17 protein-coding genes and 1 tRNA gene are annotated in these 15876 nt (G+C 62.3%); 13 read left to right on the forward strand and 5 right to left on the reverse strand.

The genetic code is table 11. The annotated features are described in order from the left end of the window. Positions 1 to 4: 4 nt before the first annotated feature. Positions 5 to 778, forward strand: a complete 774-nt coding sequence (locus AB2B41_RS01845) for a DUF2189 domain-containing protein (protein WP_367876032.1) — start codon at positions 5 to 7, stop codon at positions 776 to 778. On the opposite strand, the gene AB2B41_RS01850 is transcribed toward AB2B41_RS01845, so the two are convergent. Then, the gene (locus AB2B41_RS01850; protein WP_367876033.1) at positions 775 to 1032 is read right to left on the reverse strand and encodes a DUF6552 family protein; all 258 of its coding nucleotides are present in this window, start codon (positions 1030 to 1032) and stop codon (positions 775 to 777) included. The genes AB2B41_RS01845 and AB2B41_RS01850 overlap by 4 nt on opposite strands. A gap of 12 nt (positions 1033 to 1044) precedes the next feature. Next, positions 1045 to 1194 (reverse strand): hypothetical protein, encoded by a 150-nt coding sequence (locus AB2B41_RS01855; RefSeq protein ID WP_367876034.1) that lies wholly within the window; start codon positions 1192 to 1194, stop codon positions 1045 to 1047. A gap of 99 nt (positions 1195 to 1293) precedes the next feature. Between AB2B41_RS01855 and AB2B41_RS01860 the strand changes: the two genes are divergently transcribed. Continuing rightward, positions 1294 to 2211 (forward strand): LysR family transcriptional regulator, encoded by a 918-nt coding sequence (locus AB2B41_RS01860; protein WP_367876035.1) that lies wholly within the window; start codon positions 1294 to 1296, stop codon positions 2209 to 2211. Here AB2B41_RS01860 and AB2B41_RS01865 read toward each other — a convergent pair. Next, the gene (locus AB2B41_RS01865; RefSeq protein ID WP_367876036.1) at positions 2192 to 3646 is read right to left on the reverse strand and encodes a serine hydrolase; all 1455 of its coding nucleotides are present in this window, start codon (positions 3644 to 3646) and stop codon (positions 2192 to 2194) included. The two genes, AB2B41_RS01860 and AB2B41_RS01865, sit on opposite strands and share 20 nt — an antisense overlap. Before the next feature lie 224 nt (positions 3647 to 3870). Then, complete coding sequence (locus AB2B41_RS01870) at positions 3871 to 4587, reverse strand: HAD family hydrolase (protein WP_367876037.1); 717 nt, start codon at positions 4585 to 4587, stop codon at positions 3871 to 3873. Positions 4588 to 4676: 89 nt separating this feature from the next. Here AB2B41_RS01870 and clpS point away from each other — a divergent pair, with 89 nt between their 5' ends. The 3 genes from clpS to AB2B41_RS01885 are packed head-to-tail and all read left to right on the forward strand — an operon-like array spanning position 4677 to position 6848. Continuing rightward, entirely contained in the window at positions 4677 to 5018 is a 342-nt protein-coding gene (gene clpS / locus AB2B41_RS01875; RefSeq protein WP_367876038.1) for an ATP-dependent Clp protease adapter ClpS, read from the forward strand. 3 nt (positions 5019 to 5021) lie between these two features. Then, the gene (locus AB2B41_RS01880; protein WP_367876039.1) at positions 5022 to 6014 is read left to right on the forward strand and encodes a class I SAM-dependent methyltransferase; all 993 of its coding nucleotides are present in this window, start codon (positions 5022 to 5024) and stop codon (positions 6012 to 6014) included. Positions 6015 to 6047: 33 nt separating this feature from the next. Then, positions 6048 to 6848, forward strand: coding sequence for an SDR family NAD(P)-dependent oxidoreductase (locus AB2B41_RS01885; RefSeq protein ID WP_367876040.1), 801 nt, complete (start codon positions 6048 to 6050; stop codon positions 6846 to 6848). Between the two features lie 3 nt (positions 6849 to 6851). Here the strand turns inward: AB2B41_RS01885 and AB2B41_RS01890 are convergent, their stop codons facing one another. Then, complete coding sequence (locus tag AB2B41_RS01890) at positions 6852 to 7091, reverse strand: hypothetical protein (RefSeq protein WP_367876041.1); 240 nt, start codon at positions 7089 to 7091, stop codon at positions 6852 to 6854. A 607-nt stretch (positions 7092 to 7698) separates the two neighbouring features. Between AB2B41_RS01890 and AB2B41_RS01895 the strand changes: the two genes are divergently transcribed. The 8 genes from AB2B41_RS01895 to AB2B41_RS01930 all read left to right on the forward strand — a co-directional run bounded on the left by AB2B41_RS01895 (position 7699) and on the right by AB2B41_RS01930 (position 15835). Beyond that, positions 7699 to 7775: transfer RNA gene (locus AB2B41_RS01895), tRNA-Met, on the forward strand. 347 nt (positions 7776 to 8122) lie between these two features. Continuing rightward, entirely contained in the window at positions 8123 to 9157 is a 1035-nt protein-coding gene (locus AB2B41_RS01900; protein ID WP_367876042.1) for a TRAP transporter substrate-binding protein, read from the forward strand. A 74-nt stretch (positions 9158 to 9231) separates the two neighbouring features. Next, complete coding sequence (locus tag AB2B41_RS01905) at positions 9232 to 9813, forward strand: TRAP transporter small permease (RefSeq protein WP_367876043.1); 582 nt, start codon at positions 9232 to 9234, stop codon at positions 9811 to 9813. A 1-nt stretch (position 9814) separates the two neighbouring features. Continuing rightward, the gene (locus tag AB2B41_RS01910) at positions 9815 to 11134 is read left to right on the forward strand and encodes a TRAP transporter large permease (RefSeq protein ID WP_367876044.1); all 1320 of its coding nucleotides are present in this window, start codon (positions 9815 to 9817) and stop codon (positions 11132 to 11134) included. Between the two features lie 10 nt (positions 11135 to 11144). Further along, positions 11145 to 12959: a feruloyl-CoA synthase gene (locus AB2B41_RS01915; protein ID WP_367876045.1), complete on the forward strand. Its 1815-nt coding sequence runs from the start codon at positions 11145 to 11147 to the stop codon at positions 12957 to 12959. A gap of 75 nt (positions 12960 to 13034) precedes the next feature. Then, entirely contained in the window at positions 13035 to 14573 is a 1539-nt protein-coding gene (locus AB2B41_RS01920; RefSeq protein ID WP_367876046.1) for a benzoate-CoA ligase family protein, read from the forward strand. Further along, positions 14573 to 15397 (forward strand): alpha/beta fold hydrolase, encoded by an 825-nt coding sequence (locus AB2B41_RS01925; protein ID WP_367876047.1) that lies wholly within the window; start codon positions 14573 to 14575, stop codon positions 15395 to 15397. The genes AB2B41_RS01920 and AB2B41_RS01925 overlap by 1 nt, the downstream gene beginning before the upstream one ends. Next, entirely contained in the window at positions 15398 to 15835 is a 438-nt protein-coding gene (locus AB2B41_RS01930; RefSeq protein ID WP_367876048.1) for a DUF309 domain-containing protein, read from the forward strand. The last annotated feature ends 41 nt before the right edge of the window (positions 15836 to 15876 follow it).

The following is a 15876-nucleotide window of genomic DNA, read 5'->3' on the forward strand; positions in this document are numbered from 1 at the left end:
TTCCATGAAGGAAAGACCCCATGGCGCGCCCGCCATCCGGCGCCCGACGAAAAGCGATTTCACAGCGTCCCTGTCCGAGGGATGGGGGAATTTTGTCGCCAATCCGGTGCCTGACCTGATCTTTGCCAGCTTCTTTGTGATCGCGGGGCTGGTGATGAGCTGGATCACCTATGCGACCGGCCACACTTTCTGGCTGATCCTTGCCGTCATGGGCTTTCCGCTGGTGGGTACCCTGGGGGCCGTGGGGTTCTACGAGTTGAGCCGCCGCAAGACCGAGGGCGGCGAGACCGGCTTTGGTGCGGTTTTCTCGGAGGTCTGGTCGCAGCGGGGTGGCCAGCTCCCCTGGCTCTCGGCAATCATCATTGTAACCTTCATGTTCTGGTTCTTTCTCGGCCACATGATCTTTGCCCTCTTTCTCGGGCTCGCACCGATGACGAATGTCTCGTCCTCGCTCGAGGTGTTCCTGACCACCGAAGGGCTTTCGATGCTGGCCTTCGGCAGTGCGGTGGGGGCGGTTTTTGCCACTTTCGTTTTCGCGATCAGCGTGCTGGGGATGCCGATGCTGCTGGACCGGGACGTGGATTTCATCACCGCGATGCTGAAATCCATCGGTGCGGTGACCGCAGCCTTCGTACCCTACATCATCTGGGGGATTGTCATTGCGGTGATCACGCTGGCGGCGATGGTCCCTGCCTTTCTGGGGCTGTTTGTTGCCATGCCGGTGCTGGGGCACGCGACATGGCACCTCTACAAGCGGGTGACCAGCGGCGGGCACTAACCGCTGGCCAGCCCCGCAACCATCGCGCCAAGAGCCACGACATGGATCAGCATGATTGCCCGGTCTCGCCAGAAGATGCCGACCATGAACCATCCGACCAATCCAAAGAGGAACAGGTAGATGTTGAGCGGACTGTGGCCGAGGGCTGTCGCGCTATAACCCATGATCTGTGCGGCGGAGGCGATCCATTTGACGGCGGATACCATCCGGTCCCGATCAAGTTGGGGCCGGTCTGTGACCTCGGGCTGTATCATCGCGGGCGTTTCTCAAAGCTTGTCGAGGTCGACCAGCACCTTGCGGCGGCCCAAGCGCCAGCGGCGGCGGTTGCCCGCGGTTTTGGCTGGCGGGACCTCGTAGAGCTCTCTGCTGTTGGTAAAGGTCGCGGTGCGAAAGACGTCTGCATATATTCCTAACATTTCGATTTCCTTCACGATTGGGTTCATGCAATCATTTTTGAGAAAATGGCGAAAAGTAGCGAGTCATCGAAATTCAGGAAATGTAAGTCAGGATTTAATATGAACTGGCGCAGCCTACCGCCTCTCTCAGCCCTCCGGGCCTTTGCTGCCTTTGCGCAGACGCGCAACGTCGTTGCGGCGGGGGAGGCGCTTGGCGTTTCCCACGCGGCGATCAGCCAGCAATTACGGACACTCGAGCAACACCTCGATGTGGCCTTGCTGGATCGCTCGGGGCGCAAAATGGTCCTGACGCCGGAGGGTGAGCGGCTGGGGAAGGCGCTGCAATCGGGCTTTGCCGGGATGATCGCGGTGGTCGAGGAAATCACCGGCCTACAGGAGACGCGACCGCTGCATGTCTCTGTGACACCGACCTTTGCGGCGTCATGGCTGATGCCGCGCCTGTCGACGTTCCGTGCCGCCTATCCGGACGTCGACCTGATGATTGACCCGTCGGCCAATATTGTCTCGCTCGACGCCGACGGGATCGACCTCGCGATCCGGTACGGGACAGGCCCCTGGCCAGGGGTCGAGGCCGAGATGCTGTTGCAGTCGCCCATGGTCGTAGTCGCGGCGCCTTCGCTGGTGGGCGATGCACCCATCTCGGATCTCAACGAACTGGGCAAATACCCCTGGCTGGAGGAATTCGGGACATCGGAAAGCACGCGCTGGCTGCGGCGCTTCGGGGTCGAGGGGATGTCCAAGGGAATGATGCAGGTGCCCGGCAACCTGATGCTGGACGGCGCGCGCGACGGTCAGGGCGTAGCGGTAACGGTGCGCGAATTCGTGGCGCGCGACATTGCCGCCGGACGGCTCCGCGTTCTGCATACCGAGGAAACGCCTCTCTCGGGCTATCACATCGTCACGCGACCGGGCGTCTTGCGCAAACCGGTGAAGGCCTTTGTCGCCTGGCTGCGGCGGCAGGCGCGCGAGGCGGAGAAACTGCGGGAAGGCGAAGGGCTCAGCCGGGGCCGATCATGAAGCAGGAGATGTTGCGCGCGGCCAGCCTGCGGCAGGCCAGATCGGCGCTTTCGCGGGTCATGCCGAGGAAGTTTGCGTCGTACCCTTGGGGGCGATGCACGACCTTGCGCAGGGTGCCGTCAAGCGTGGCCATTTCCGCAAGCGCGGTTTGCAAAAGCACCTTCTCGGCGGCGTAGCGGCTTGGGTAGCGGCCGACGTTCACGCCCCAGTGGCGTCCGCCCGAGGTAGAGACGCGTGTAACGATCTCCTGCTCGACGACGCGCTTGGGCTTCGGCTTGGTGATCTGCGCCGCCTTTGGACGTGGCTCTGGCCGAACGGAAGTGCGTGCGGCGACCAACGTCGTCTCTGGCTTGGGTGCGGGGGCGGGTGTGGTGACGGCCTCGGTAAGCGCTGCGGTGATATCCGCCTTGGTCACAGGAAGCTCGGGCGCGGCGGCCACAAGTACCGGTGCCTCGGTGCCCGGGCGCAGGACGGGGCGCTTGGAGGTCTTGACCGCACCGACCAGCCTGATCGTCTTGCCCGCGCCGCCTGCAGTCGAGCCGGGAGCGACGCTTGGCGCGGTTTCGACATCGGCATAGACGGGTGCGTCCGGCTTGCGCAGCGGCGCGCTTGATGGCGCGCGGCGGAAGCCCAGGTCCATCAGTTCTGCCACCTTGGCGTTGCGCGACGAAGTGGATTTGCCACCGAAGACGGTCACGATGACCCTCTCGCTTCCGCGCTCCGCCGAGGCGGTCAGGTTGAAGCCCGCCGCGCGGGTGTAGCCCGTCTTGATGCCATCGGCCCCTTTGTAGTCGCTCAGGAAGCGGCGGTTGGTGTGGTTCACACGGCGCACGCCTGCATCCGCCGTCATGCGCGAGAAGAGGTTATAGTATTGCGGATAGTCGTAGATCAGGTGACGGCCCAGGATCGTCATGTCACGGGCGGTCGACAGGTGTCCGGCCTCGGTCAGGCCATGCATGTTCTTGAAGGTCGTGCGGGTCATCCCCATCGCCTTGGCAGTACGGTTCATCCGTCGGGCAAAGCGCGCCTCCGAGCCCGAGATCGCCTCGCCGATCGCGGTGGCGGCGTCGTTGGCGGATTTCACTGCCGCCGCCCGGATCAGGTAGCGAAGCTTGATCCGCTGACCGGCCCGCAGGCCCAGTTTGGAGGGTGGTTCGGCGGCCGCCTTGCTAGAGACGGTCACCAGGCTGTCGAGGGATATCTCGCCGTTCTTCACCGCCTCGAAGGCGATGTAGAGGGTCATCATCTTGGTCAGCGAGGCGGGGTGCAGCCGGGTCTCGGCGTTGGAGGAGTGCAGGACCTTGCCAGTGCGGGCGTCCATCACGTAGGCGGCATAGGGGGCGGACATCGCGCTCAGCGGCACGAGGACCAACAGCCAGATTGCCGTGATGAGAAATACCCCGAAACGGGCCGACGATACGCGTCGCGCCTTCATGATAACCTGCCTTTTTCTGCCTCGGGCCGCCGATTTTTCGACTGGCCATTTTATTATGGCTCAAAGGCTAACACAGGTTGGATTTTCGATAAACCCTTTGAATCAAGGGAAATAGGCGAAACTCATACGTCGTTTCTTCAACATGTAGCGGCGGGCTCAGGGTGCCACACCATAGGGGCCAATGTGGCAGGAATGTGGCGCGATTGGGGCACCGGTGCAGCGATTCACTTGGCTAGAAGACCGGTCAACTCGCGCAAGTGATCGGGCAAGGCACCAAGATGCGGCAGTTCGGCAAAGCGATGCGATGCCTCCGGTTTCTGGGCATGCTCAAGCGCCCACGTCAGGTCATGCGGGATGTGAACACCCCAACCGCCCGCGTCGATCATCGGCAGCACATCCGACGCAATGGAATTGCCTGCCATCAGCCCCTGGTCGGCGCCAGTACCGTGGCGGTGGAAGATGTCCGCGTAGACCGCAGCCGTTTTGTCCGAGACGATCTCGATCGCGTCAAAATGATCGCGTAGGCCGGATTGCGCCAGCTTACGTTCCTGATCGAGCAGATCGCCCTTGGTAATCAGGATCAATTTGTAGTTTTTTCTGAGGGTCTCGATACACGCCTCGACATAGGGCAAAAGCTCGATGGGGTGCGAAAGCATGTCCCGGCCCGCGTCGAGGATTTCCGCGATCACCCCGGCGGGGACCTTTCCGTCCGTCACCTCGATGGCGGTTTCGATCATCGAAAGGGTGAAGCCCTTGATTCCAAATCCATAATGGGGAAGGTTGCGCCGCTCTGCGGCAAGCAGCCGCTCCATCAGGTGATCCTTGTGGGAATGATCGCGCAAAAGATCGGCGAAATGGTCCTGCGTCATGGCGAAAAAGCGTTCGTTGTGCCACAGGGTGTCGTCGGCATCGAGGCCGATGGTGGTCAGTGTCACGCTCATTTGCCGCATCCCTCTTTTCTAACGGGCGCACGGGGTTATATAACGCCTCTCAAGACTCGCAATCGAACATGAAATTCCTCGGAGCAGCAATGCGCCTTGATGACCTGATGATGGCAGACCGGAAAGACGGTGACGGCGAAACCGGCCTGCTGACGAAAACCAAGCCCAAGACCAAGCGGCCGCCGCTATACAAGGTGTTGCTGCTGAATGACGATTTCACGCCGATGGAATTCGTCGTTCATGTGCTTGAGCGGTTCTTCGGGCTGTCCCATGCGCAGGCCTTCGAGATCATGCTGACCGTGCACAAGAAGGGGTTGGCGGTGGTCGGTGTCTTCAGCCACGAGATCGCCGAGACCAAGGTCGCGCAGGTGATGGATTTCTCGCGGCGGCATCAGCATCCGCTGCAGTGCACCATGGAAAAAGAAGAATAGCGTGTGATTGACGCGCGATTGCAGGTGGCCTTGAGCGGCGGGGGACTGGACCTGCCGGAAGAGGGGCGGATTGCGGTGTACCGCCCGCCGATCGAGGCGGACCTGAGGGAACTGGTCCCCGATCAATGTGACATCATCCACGACTACAAGCCCTTCTACGACATCTGGGAGGGGCGGGGATACGATGTGCGGCAGACGGCACAGGAGCGCTATGCGGCAGCGATCGTCTGCCTGCCCCGCGCCAAGGCCGAAGCCCGTGTGCTGATCGCGGATGCCTGCGCGCGGAGCGATGGGGTGGTCGTGATCGACGGGCAAAAGACCGACGGCGTGGATTCGATCCTGAAAGAGATGAAGGCGCGGGTGACAGTCCATGGCCCGGTGTCCAAGGCCCACGGCAAGATGTTCTGGATCGACGCCTCGGCGGCGGAGTTCTTTGCCGACTGGGCGGAGGGACCTTCACAGACAGAGGGCGGGTTCTGGACCGCCCCCGGTGTCTTCTCGGCCGATGAGGTCGATCTCGCCTCCGCGCTGCTGGTGGATGCGCTACCCGACAAGCTGACCGGCAATGTCGCCGATCTGGGTGCCGGTTGGGGATTTCTCGCGGCTCATGTGCTGACCCGACCTGACGTGACCTCGGTCCACCTGGTGGAGGCGGGGTACATGGCGCTTGAATGTGCGCGCCGCAACGTCACCGACAAGCGCGCTGTGTTTCACTGGGCCGATGTGGCCCACTGGGAGCCGCCCCACAAGATGGACGTGGTCGTGATGAACCCGCCATTCCACACAGGAAGGGCTGCGGAGCCGCAGATCGGGCAGGCTTTTGTTGCATCGGCGGCGCGTATCCTGTCTGCTCACGGCGATCTCTGGATGGTGGCCAACCGCCATCTGCCTTACGAGGCCGAGCTGAAAAAGCGTTTCGCGCAGGTTGAGGAAATCGGCGGCGATGCGCGGTTCAAACTGTTTCACGCGACGCGGCCCGCGCGGCGGCGGCGCTAGGCCCGGCGGCGGGCAAGGACAAGGAAGAGAGCCATGTCATTCTCTGTTCAGGGCAAGACGGCCATTGTGACCGGTGCCGCCAACGGCATCGGGTTGGCCATCGCGCGCCATCTGGCCGACAAGGGCGCAAACGTGATGTGCGCCGACGTGGACGAAAAGAAACTGGCCGAGGAATTGGGCGATGAGCACGAGGACGGCAACATCCGGACCTTCGCGGGCGATCTGCGCCAGCGGCTGACCATTGCCAACCTCGTTTCGGCCACCATCGACGCGTTCGACCAGGTGGATATCCTCGTGAATGCCTCGCGCCAGTTGCTGCTGACCGATGCGATGGACGTGGAGGACAATTCTGTCCAGACGCTTCTGGATCAGAACCTGATGACCGCCTTGCACCTGACGCAGTACGTGTCCAAGCGTATGATCAAGCAGGCCGAGGATCAGGAGGAGGGGCAGGTCGGGTCCATCATAAACCTCAGCTCGATCGCGGCGACGCATATCCAGCCCGAGCTGATGGGCTATTCCATCGCGGCTGCGGCGGTACAGCAGATGACCCGTACGATGGCATTGGTGCTTGCGCCGCACCGGATCAGGGTGAATGCGATTTCCTTCGGTTCGGTGATGAGCGGCTCCTTGCGGGACTCGGTGGCCGAAAACAGGGAATGGCGCGATGATATCCGCGATCACACGCCCCTTGGCAGGATCGCCGCGCCGACGGAGTTGTGCGAGACGGTGCAATACTTGGCCGCCGACAGTTCGGGCTTTATGACCGGTGAGGTACTGGTGGTCGACGGTGGCCGCAGCCTGCTTGACGCTGTGCGTGCCCCTGCGCACTAGCCGTTATGGGTCGAGCGGTGCGAGGTTATCGTTTGCTGGCATCGGTATCTTGAGCACCCGGTTCTTGACGACTTTCTGTGCCGCACCCTTGAAAGATACAACGTTTGCGGGTATTGCAACCCGCATCCAATCGGGTTGAAAGCCGTCCAGAATGACTCGTGTCTGGCCGCCCAGATAGATCGACTGGCCGGTAAACGAATGCCGGATCCGCAAATTGGTGGCTTTGGCGCGTCCCGCTCCCATGTCAGGTCCCCTCGACCGCAGAAGCCTGCCGAAGTACCCAATTTGACGCCGCCCAACAGAAAACAACAGAAACGGCCAGACCGAATGAAACAACGGTCCAGCTGTGTCCGCTGGATGTTAAGATGGAAGGCAGCATTTCCAAGTTAAGCAGCAGCAGAGGCTCGCCCAAAGCTTTAGCATAGAGAAGGCCAATCGCCAAATAGGCGATGCCGAAAACGTGTAGTGGATGGCGCAATTCTGACACCCTTTCCCGGCATGCGGGAATGCTGGCGACGTTTCTATATCGCGAGGTCGGAAGGGTCTCAATTGGCGAGAGCGCAGGGCGCCCGCCTGCTACCTTAAGCAGAGTAAGGCCCGGTCTCGCCGACGACGCGGCCACCTGACTCGATCGAGACAGACATGAGTTGTCGACAGATATCGTTCGTTCTCGCATTACCATCCCCTTTGCCCGCTGCATGCCCGGCGTTTCGGGCGACAATGGGGCGGACGCTGGGCATTACGGTGCGGTCAGGCATCTTCGGTTCGATAGGGGAATTTCGCGGCGGGCACGTCACAGCCTGTTTTGGACTTGACGATGACGCAGTGCTATCTTAGTTCACCCGCCGATGGCGTTATAGCTCAGTTGGTTAGAGCGAACGACTCATAATCGTTAGGTCGGTGGTTCAAGTCCACCTAACGCCACCACTCCCCTTCTTCCGGCAATTGCGCTGCGACAGGTGTGCAGGATACTGCATGATCTGCCCTGCCGATATGTCAGCCAGCACGTATTGCGGGACGAATATCCATAATAACCATCTGAATAATATCGCGTTCAACTGTCGCGGGACTATTTCCGGACGCGGCCAATTCAGCCGTGACAAGATGCAATGCATCGCTTAGCGTGAGCAAAATACAAGCGGCCCAAGCCGCGATAGGGAGAAGAATACCGAATCTCACAAGAGAAGACTGCGGCGACCGGTGCCCGGCCCGTCGCGGACACAATCAAGACCGCGCGTGTCAGCGCGGCCAAGGACTTAACAAGGGAGATGATGATGATTTCACGCAGAACACTGATGGGCATGGCTGGTGCGGCTGTTGCCGCGACGCTGATGGCGTCGACGGCCATGGCGCAGGAGGTCACGCTGCGTCTGCACCAGTTCCTGCCGCCCCAGGCCAACGTGCCGAAGCTGGTGCTGGACGTCTGGGCAGACAGTGTCGAAGAGGACAGCGGCGGCCGTATCAAGGTCGAGCGCTATCCGTCCATGCAGCTGGGCGGCGTGCCGCCGGAGCTGATGGACCAGGCCATCGAGGGGGTGGCCGATATCGTGTGGACCGTGGTCGGTTACACGCCGGGCCGCTACCCCCGGACAGAAGTTTTCGAGCTGCCCTTCATGATGACGAACGCGCGCGCGATGTCCTCGGCCTATTGGCAGATGTTCGAAAAGCACATGAAGGACACTGAGTTTCAGGACGTGCATATCCTCGGCACCTGGGTGCATGGCCCCGGCATGATCCACGCCAACAAGGAAGTGCGCACGCCCTCAGATATGGAAGGTCTCAAGATCCGCGGTGGTTCGCGCCTCGTGAACTCGCTTCTGGAAAAGGTCGGCGCGACCCCGGTCGGCATGCCGGTTCCGGCAGTGCCCGAGGGTCTGTCCAAAGGCGTGATCGACGGCACGACCATTCCGTGGGAAGTGACGGCGGCGCTGAAGGTGCCGGAGCTGGTCAGCAACCATACCGAGTTCGAGGGCAATGCGCTTTATGTGCTGACCTTCGTTCTGGCGATGAACAAGGACCGTTACGAAAGCCTGCCGGATGACCTCAAAAAGGTGATCGACGACAATTCGGGTCTTGAGTTCTCGATCTTTGCCGGTGGCACGCAGGCGGATTCCGATGGTCCCGCACGTCAGCTGGCGGTGGATCGCGGCAACAACATCGTGACCGTCTCGGGCGACGATGTGCAGGCATGGCGCGACGCGGCGCAGCCGATCTACGACGAATGGGTCGCGGACATGAACAGCAAGGGAATCGACGGCCAGGCGCTGATCGACGAGGCCCGGGCGCTGATGGAAGCCTACGACAAGTAATCCTTTTCACAAGTTGATCTGCGGCGGCCCTTTGTGCCGCCGCAGGTTTTTCTTTCGACCCGCGAGACGATCCCATGCACCGGCTGATCCAGTTTCTTGTTCGCCTGACCGCGCTGCTCGGGGGCGTCGTGCTCCTTGGGCTGATCGTGCTGACCACCGCTTCGATCGTGGGCCGCTCCATCAACAAGTTCTTTCATACGGAATTCTTCGACAGCAACTTCACGGGGCTTTCGCAATGGGTGCTCGATCTCGGCGTGGGCGAGATCAACGGCAGCTACGAGCTGCTCGAGGCGGGCGTGGCCTTTGCCATCTTCTCGTTCCTGCCGATCTGCCAGTTCTACGGGGCGCATGCGACGGTCGACATCTTTACCTCGTTTCTGGGGCGCAGGTCGAACCGCTGGATCGCCGCCTTCTGGGAAGTCGTGCTGGCTGCCGTGATCATACTCATCGTTGCCCAACTCTATGGCGGGATGGAACGCTACATCCGCAACGGGCAGACAACGCTGTTCCTGCAGTTCCCGATCTGGTGGTCCTATGCGGCCAGCTTTGCCGCGGGCGCGGTGGCCTCGGTCACGGCAGTCTATTGCGCTGTCATACGGATCATCGAAGCGACGTGCGACACCCCGATCCTGCCTTCCGAGCACGGAGAGCATTGAGATGAGCAGTCTCGAGCTTGGCTTCTGGTCCTTTCCTGTCCTGTTGCTCATGGTCTTTCTGCGCGCGCCCATCGGGCTTGCGATGATGCTCTGCGGTTTCGCGGGATGGTACATCGCCATGGGAGGCAATCCCACGCCGCTTCTGGCCAAGATGCGGTCCGAGACCTACACGACCTTCTCCAACTATTCGCTGACGATCATTCCGCTCTTCCTGCTGATGGGGCAGTTCGCGACGCTTTCGGGGATGAGCCAGGCGCTTTTCCGTGCGGCGGAGAGCTTCCTCGGGCACCGGCGTGGCGGGGTCGCGATGTCCGCGGTCGGTGCCTGCGCGGGGTTTGGCGCGATCTGCGGATCGTCGCTTGCCACGGCAGCGACGATGTCCAAGGTCGCGCTTCCTGAGCTGAAGCGCTACGGCTATTCGGGCGGTTTTTCCACCGCGACGCTCGCCGCGGGGGGAACTCTGGGCATCCTGATCCCGCCTTCGGTGATCCTGGTGATCTACGCGATCCTGACCGAGCAGAACATCGCCAAGCTTTTCCTTGCGGCGTTCATCCCCGGCATCCTTGCCGCGATCGGTTACATGCTGACCATCTCGCTCTATGTGCGGCTGCACCCGGATGCGGCGGGCACCAGAGAACCTGTGCCCATGGGCGAGCGGTTTCGTGCGCTGGCAGAGTGCTGGCCGGTGCTGACGATCTTCCTTGTGGTGGTGGGCGGTATCTATGCGGGCTGGTTCACGCCCACCGAAGGTGCGGCCATCGGGGCGGCGGGCACGGGACTTGTGGCGCTCTTGTCGGGCAGCCTGAATTGGAAAGTGCTGGCCGAGAGCCTGCTGGGTACTGCGCGCACGACGGCGATGATCTTTTTCATCGTGCTGGGGGCGGGGTTTTACAACGGCTTTCTTGCACTTTCGGGTGTGCCGCAGTTCATGGCGGAATGGGTGGTTAATCAGGGCTTCAGCCCGATCTTCGTGCTTTGCGTGATCCTGACCTTCTACCTGATTTTCGGCTGCCTGATGGACAGCCTGTCGATGATCCTGCTGACCGTCCCGATCTTTTTCCCGGTGATCACCGCGATGGATTTCGGCATGTCGCCCGAGCATCTGGCGATCTGGTTCGGTATCCTTGTCCTGATCGTGGTCGAGGTCGGGCTGATCACGCCGCCCGTGGGGATGAACCTTTTCATCATCAACTCGATGGATCGGGAGACGCCGATCACCCAGACCTACCGGGCGGTGATGTATTTCGTCGGTTCCGATATCGTGCGGGTGATCATTCTTGTGGCCTTCCCGGCGATTACGCTTTTCCTGCTGCCTGACTGAGGCAAATGACATGACCGACCGTCTGAACCTGAAAGCCCACCGCGTCCGCCGGGAGGACCGGGCGGACGGGAGCGTTCTGCTGCGTTCCGCCTATGAGGTTGGGCCCGTGGCGCGGTGCAGCGGCGATTGGTTGGATCACTGGGCGGAACGAACGCCGGATGCGGTGTTCTTGGCCGAACGTGCGGGCGAGGGCTGGCGTGAGGTGACCTATGCCGAGGCGCAACGTGCGGCGCATGGGATTGCCGGCCATCTTCTGGAACGCGATCTGGGGCCGGAGAGGCCGATCCTCGTACTGTCGGGCAACTCTGTCGATCACGGGCTGTTGACGCTGGCGGCGCAATACGTGGGCATTCCGACGGTGCCGCTGGCCGAGCAATATTCCCTGATCCCCGCCGCACATCCGCGCCTGATCCACGCGGTGAACTTGGTCAAGCCGGGGCTGGTCTATGCCTCGGACGCTGCGCAATACGCCAGTGCCTTGGCGCTCGACGCGCTTGCCGGGATCGAGGCGCTCAGTTCCACGCCGACGGATGGTGTCACCGATTTCGCGGACCTTCTGAAGCCGGGCGGTGCTGACATGACCGAAGCGGCGGCGGCGGTCGGTCCCAACACGCTCGCCAAGATCCTGATGACCTCCGGCTCGACCTCGGACCCCAAGGGGGTGCTCACGACGCAGGGCATGATGACCACCAACCAGGCGCAGGTCGCCGCCTGCCTGCCCTTCGTCGCCAAGCGCCCGCCGCGCATCGTGGACTGGCTGCCGTGGAACCATGTCTTTGGCGGCTCCTACAACTTCAACCTGATGCTGGTCAACGGCGGCGCGCTTTACATCGACGAGGGCAAACCCGCGCCGGGGTTTTTCGACCGGACGCTCGACAATCTGTCCCGTGTCTCGGGCACGCTCAGCTTCAACGTGCCCGTCGGCTTTGCCCAGCTTGTCGCGGCGCTTGAGCGTGACGCGGCCCTGCGCGAGACTTATTTCGCCGATCTGGACATGATCTTCTACGCGGGTGCCTCGCTGCCGCAGGAAACGTGGGCGGCGCTGGAGCGGCTGGCGCAGGAGGCGGGCAAGCCCTTGCCGCTGATCACCACCTCATGGGGGCTGACCGAAACGGCGCCGGGGGTGTTGATCTGCCATGAACCCGTCAAGGGGGCCGGGATCGTAGGTGTGCCGATGCCGGGGATCACGGTCAAGCTGGTGCCGGACGGCATGGGGCGTTTCGATGCGCGGGTGAAGGGCGACAACGTCACGCCGGGTTACCTGAACGATCCGCGCAAGACCGAAGAGGCCTTCGACGACGAGGTTTTTTTCATCACCGGCGACGCCATGCGCTTTGTCGACCCCGAAGACCCCTCGGCGGGCCTGCGGTTCGACGGACGCATGTCTGAGGATTTCAAGCTTGGCACCGGCACCTGGGTACAGGCGGCGAACCTGCGGCTTGACGTGCTGGCCGCCCTTGCCCCCTTCGCGCAGGACGTTGTGATCACCGGCGCGGGCCGCGACGAGGTCGGCGCGCTGATTCTGCCCAACCGGGGGGCGATTGCCGCTCAGGGCTGGGAGCTGTCCGACGAGGATGGTGTTCTCATCTGTCCGCAACTGGCTCAAGCGCTGACCGAAAGGCTTGAGGGGCTTGCGGCAAAGGCCACCGGCAGCGCCACGCGCGTGACCTGTGCGCTGGTTCTGTCCGAACCGCCGTCGATGGCCGAGGGCGAGGCGACGGCGAAGGGCAACATCAACTTCCCCCGCTTGCTGCAGCGCCGCGCTGCGCTGGTCGACCGTCTGTATGAGCCCGATGGCAAGGGGCGGCTGGGTATCTTGCACTAAACTGCAAGGGAGCGTCTCGAATCTTGCCTGTTTGGCCATGGGCTGCACAATGTTGCGTAACGAGGAGGAGCCACAATGTTATCGACCGACGCGAATGCGGCGTATTATTTCGTCGACCGCCACCTTGAGGAGGGGCGCGGAGACAAGATCGCCTACACCGAGGCCGAAAGTGGCCGCACGCTGAGCTATGCGGAAATGGCCGACGGTTCCGCCCGGGTCGCGTGCGCGCTCAGGCGCGCGGGCATCCGCCCCGAGGAACGCGCGGCGGTGCTGGTGCTGGACCAGATCGAGTTTCCGCAAATCTTCTTCGGGGCGATGAAAGCCGGGGTCGTGCCGATCCCGATGAACACACTTCTGGCAACGCCGGTCTATTCCAGCATCCTTCGTGACAGCCGGGCGGCAATCCTCATCGTCTCTGCGCCGCTCTGGGAAACCGTCGCGCCCGCGGTCAAGGACAGCCCCTACATCCGCGAGGTCGTGGTCATCGGCGAGACCGCGGAAGGCACAACATCGTTTGCGGATTTCATCGCCGATGCCCCCGCCGAAAAAACCGCACCTGTCAGCCCCGACGAGGTTGCCTTCTGGCTCTATTCCTCGGGGTCCACCGGGCAGCCCAAGGGGGTGGCCCATATCCATTCGGCGATGCGCGCGACCGCCGACACCTACGGCGCGCAGGTGCTGGGCATCCGCGAGGATGACGTGGTGCTCTCGGCGGCCAAGTTCTTTTTCGCCTACGGCCTTGGCAACGAGATGACCTTTCCCCTGTCAGTGGGGGCATCGAGCGTGCTTTTCACGGGGCGACCGACCCCGCCGGGGATGATCGATACGATCGCCGCACACAAGCCGACTGTTTTCTGCGGGGTGCCAACGCTCTATGCCGCCATGGTCGCGCAGATGGACAAGACCGGCGCGCCCGACGTATCGCTCCGCGTCTGTATCTCGGCAGGTGAGGCGCTGCCGGAGGACGTGGGCAAGCGCTGGGAAAAGTATACCGGTGTGGGCATTCTGGATGGCGTCGGCTCGACCGAGATGCTGCACATTTTCCTCAGTAACCGTCCCGGCGATATCGTCTACGGCACCTCGGGCGTTGCCGTACCGGGCTACAATCTGCGGCTGGTGGACGAAAACGGGCAGGACGTCGCCGAAGGCGAGGTTGGTGAGTTGCTGGTCAGCGGTGCCTCTGCCGCCAACTGCTACTGGAACCAGCGCGACAAGAGCCGCAGCACCTTCGAAGGCATCTGGACGCGAACCGGTGACAAGTACGAAAGGCGCAGCGATGGGCGGCTGGTCTATTGCGGGCGCACCGACGACATGTTCAAGGTCTCTGGCATCTGGCTGTCGCCCTTCGAAGTCGAAGGCGCGCTGGTCAGCCACCCGCAAGTCTTGGAAGCGGCGGTGGTTGCGCACCGGGACGACGAAGGGCTTGAGAAGCCCAAGGCCTATGTCGTGCTCCAGTCGGGCGAGGGCGACGATGCGCTCAAGGAAGAACTGAAGGCGCATGTGAAGGCCAAGATCGGGCTTTGGAAATATCCCCGCTGGATCGAGGTGGTCGATGAACTGCCCAAGACCGCGACGGGCAAGATCCAGCGCTTCAAGCTGCGGGAGGACGCCTGATGCCTGCCGAATGGTCAGCCGCGCCAGCGCAACCCATCACCGTTGATGGCAAGGCGCTGGAATACGCCTGCTGGGGTCCGCCGCCGGGCGATGATCTGACCATCGTCTTGTTGCACGAGGGGCTGGGCTCTGTCGCGCAGTGGAAGGATTTTCCCGAGAAGCTGACGGCCGAAACCGGGTTGGGTGTGGTCGCCTACTCGCGCGCGGGCTACGGTGGCTCTGATCCTGTAGCGCTGCCGCGGCCGCTTGACTACATGACGCGGGAGGCAGAGGAGGTGTTGGGCGGTGTGCTTGACGCCTTGGGCATCGGACACTGCATCCTGCTGGGCCATTCGGACGGGGCAACCATCGCGGCCATATATGCCGGGTCTGTGTCGGACCTGCGGGTGCGGGGCCTCGTGCTGATAGCACCGCATTTCTTTACCGAGCCGGGGGGGCTCGAGACGATCCGCGGGGCAGGTCGGGCCTTTGACGAAGGCCGGTTGAAAGATAAGCTGGCAAAATATCACACCAATGTGGACGTGGCCTTTCACGGCTGGCACGGGGCGTGGACCGACCCAGAGTTCGAGGACTGGAACGTGGCCGATGTGATCGACCACTGGCGCATTCCCGTGCTGGCGATCCAGGGGCGGGACGATCCTTATGGAACGCTCGCGCAGATCGCCGAGATCGAGGACCGTATTTATTCACCGGTGGAAACCCTTATTCTCGATGACTGCGGGCATGCGCCCCATCTTGAACATCCCGAAGAAACGCGCGCCGCGATTGCGGAGTTCTGCGCCCGTCTGGACCGGCTGGAACGCGAGCCGGTGGCAATCGCATAGATGACGCACGGCATACTCATGCCGCCCCACGCCTATGTTCCGGGTCAGACCGCACGACACGCCGAAGACTGGTTCGACGCAATCAAGGCGAGCGTGACCGAAAAGACCCCGGTTGACGCCCTGGCCGACACAAGCGCCTTTCGCGCCGGGCTTGCGTATCTCGAGGCCGGGTATTTCTGGGAATGCCACGAGGTGCTTGAGGCGGTCTGGATGCGAACCCCGCCGGGCACGGAGGAACGCGAAATGGTACAGGCGCTGATCCAGCTGGCGAACGCGCGGCTGAAGTTGCGGATGGACCGCCCCAAGGCCGCGATGCGCCTCTGTGATATGGTTGAAGAGCATGTCCGGCGGTTGCCGCGCGACAAAGCGATTCTGGGGCAGCATGCGGCGGCACTTGCCAAAGCCGTTGAAGGGGTGCGGGGCGGGATTAAGCGATAATGGTGCAATATATTGCAAATTTTGCTGCGAAATACTGACCT

This window comes from Sulfitobacter sediminis, assembly GCF_040811725.1.
Taxonomy (GTDB): domain Bacteria; phylum Pseudomonadota; class Alphaproteobacteria; order Rhodobacterales; family Rhodobacteraceae; genus Sulfitobacter; species Sulfitobacter sediminis.

Excerpts from the sequence above, each read along its gene's own strand:
- AB2B41_RS01930 (WP_367876048.1), top strand. The coding sequence starts at position 15,398 with ATGACGCACGGCATACTCATGCCGCCCCACGCCTATGTTCCGGGTCAG.
- AB2B41_RS01845 (WP_367876032.1), top strand. The coding sequence starts at position 5 with ATGAAGGAAAGACCCCATGGCGCGCCCGCCATCCGGCGCCCGACGAAA.
- AB2B41_RS01910 (WP_367876044.1), top strand. The coding sequence starts at position 9,815 with ATGAGCAGTCTCGAGCTTGGCTTCTGGTCCTTTCCTGTCCTGTTGCTC.
- AB2B41_RS01865 (WP_367876036.1), bottom strand. The coding sequence starts at position 3,646 with ATGAAGGCGCGACGCGTATCGTCGGCCCGTTTCGGGGTATTTCTCATC.
- AB2B41_RS01900 (WP_367876042.1), top strand. The coding sequence starts at position 8,123 with ATGATTTCACGCAGAACACTGATGGGCATGGCTGGTGCGGCTGTTGCC.
- AB2B41_RS01885 (WP_367876040.1), top strand. The coding sequence starts at position 6,048 with ATGTCATTCTCTGTTCAGGGCAAGACGGCCATTGTGACCGGTGCCGCC.
- AB2B41_RS01870 (WP_367876037.1), bottom strand. The coding sequence starts at position 4,587 with ATGAGCGTGACACTGACCACCATCGGCCTCGATGCCGACGACACCCTG.
- AB2B41_RS01850 (WP_367876033.1), bottom strand. The coding sequence starts at position 1,032 with ATGATACAGCCCGAGGTCACAGACCGGCCCCAACTTGATCGGGACCGG.
- AB2B41_RS01855 (WP_367876034.1), bottom strand. The coding sequence starts at position 1,194 with ATGTTAGGAATATATGCAGACGTCTTTCGCACCGCGACCTTTACCAAC.
- AB2B41_RS01890 (WP_367876041.1), bottom strand. The coding sequence starts at position 7,091 with ATGGGAGCGGGACGCGCCAAAGCCACCAATTTGCGGATCCGGCATTCG.
- AB2B41_RS01860 (WP_367876035.1), top strand. The coding sequence starts at position 1,294 with ATGAACTGGCGCAGCCTACCGCCTCTCTCAGCCCTCCGGGCCTTTGCT.
- AB2B41_RS01920 (WP_367876046.1), top strand. The coding sequence starts at position 13,035 with ATGTTATCGACCGACGCGAATGCGGCGTATTATTTCGTCGACCGCCAC.
- AB2B41_RS01925 (WP_367876047.1), top strand. The coding sequence starts at position 14,573 with ATGCCTGCCGAATGGTCAGCCGCGCCAGCGCAACCCATCACCGTTGAT.
- AB2B41_RS01905 (WP_367876043.1), top strand. The coding sequence starts at position 9,232 with ATGCACCGGCTGATCCAGTTTCTTGTTCGCCTGACCGCGCTGCTCGGG.
- AB2B41_RS01915 (WP_367876045.1), top strand. The coding sequence starts at position 11,145 with ATGACCGACCGTCTGAACCTGAAAGCCCACCGCGTCCGCCGGGAGGAC.
- clpS (WP_367876038.1), top strand. The coding sequence starts at position 4,677 with ATGCGCCTTGATGACCTGATGATGGCAGACCGGAAAGACGGTGACGGC.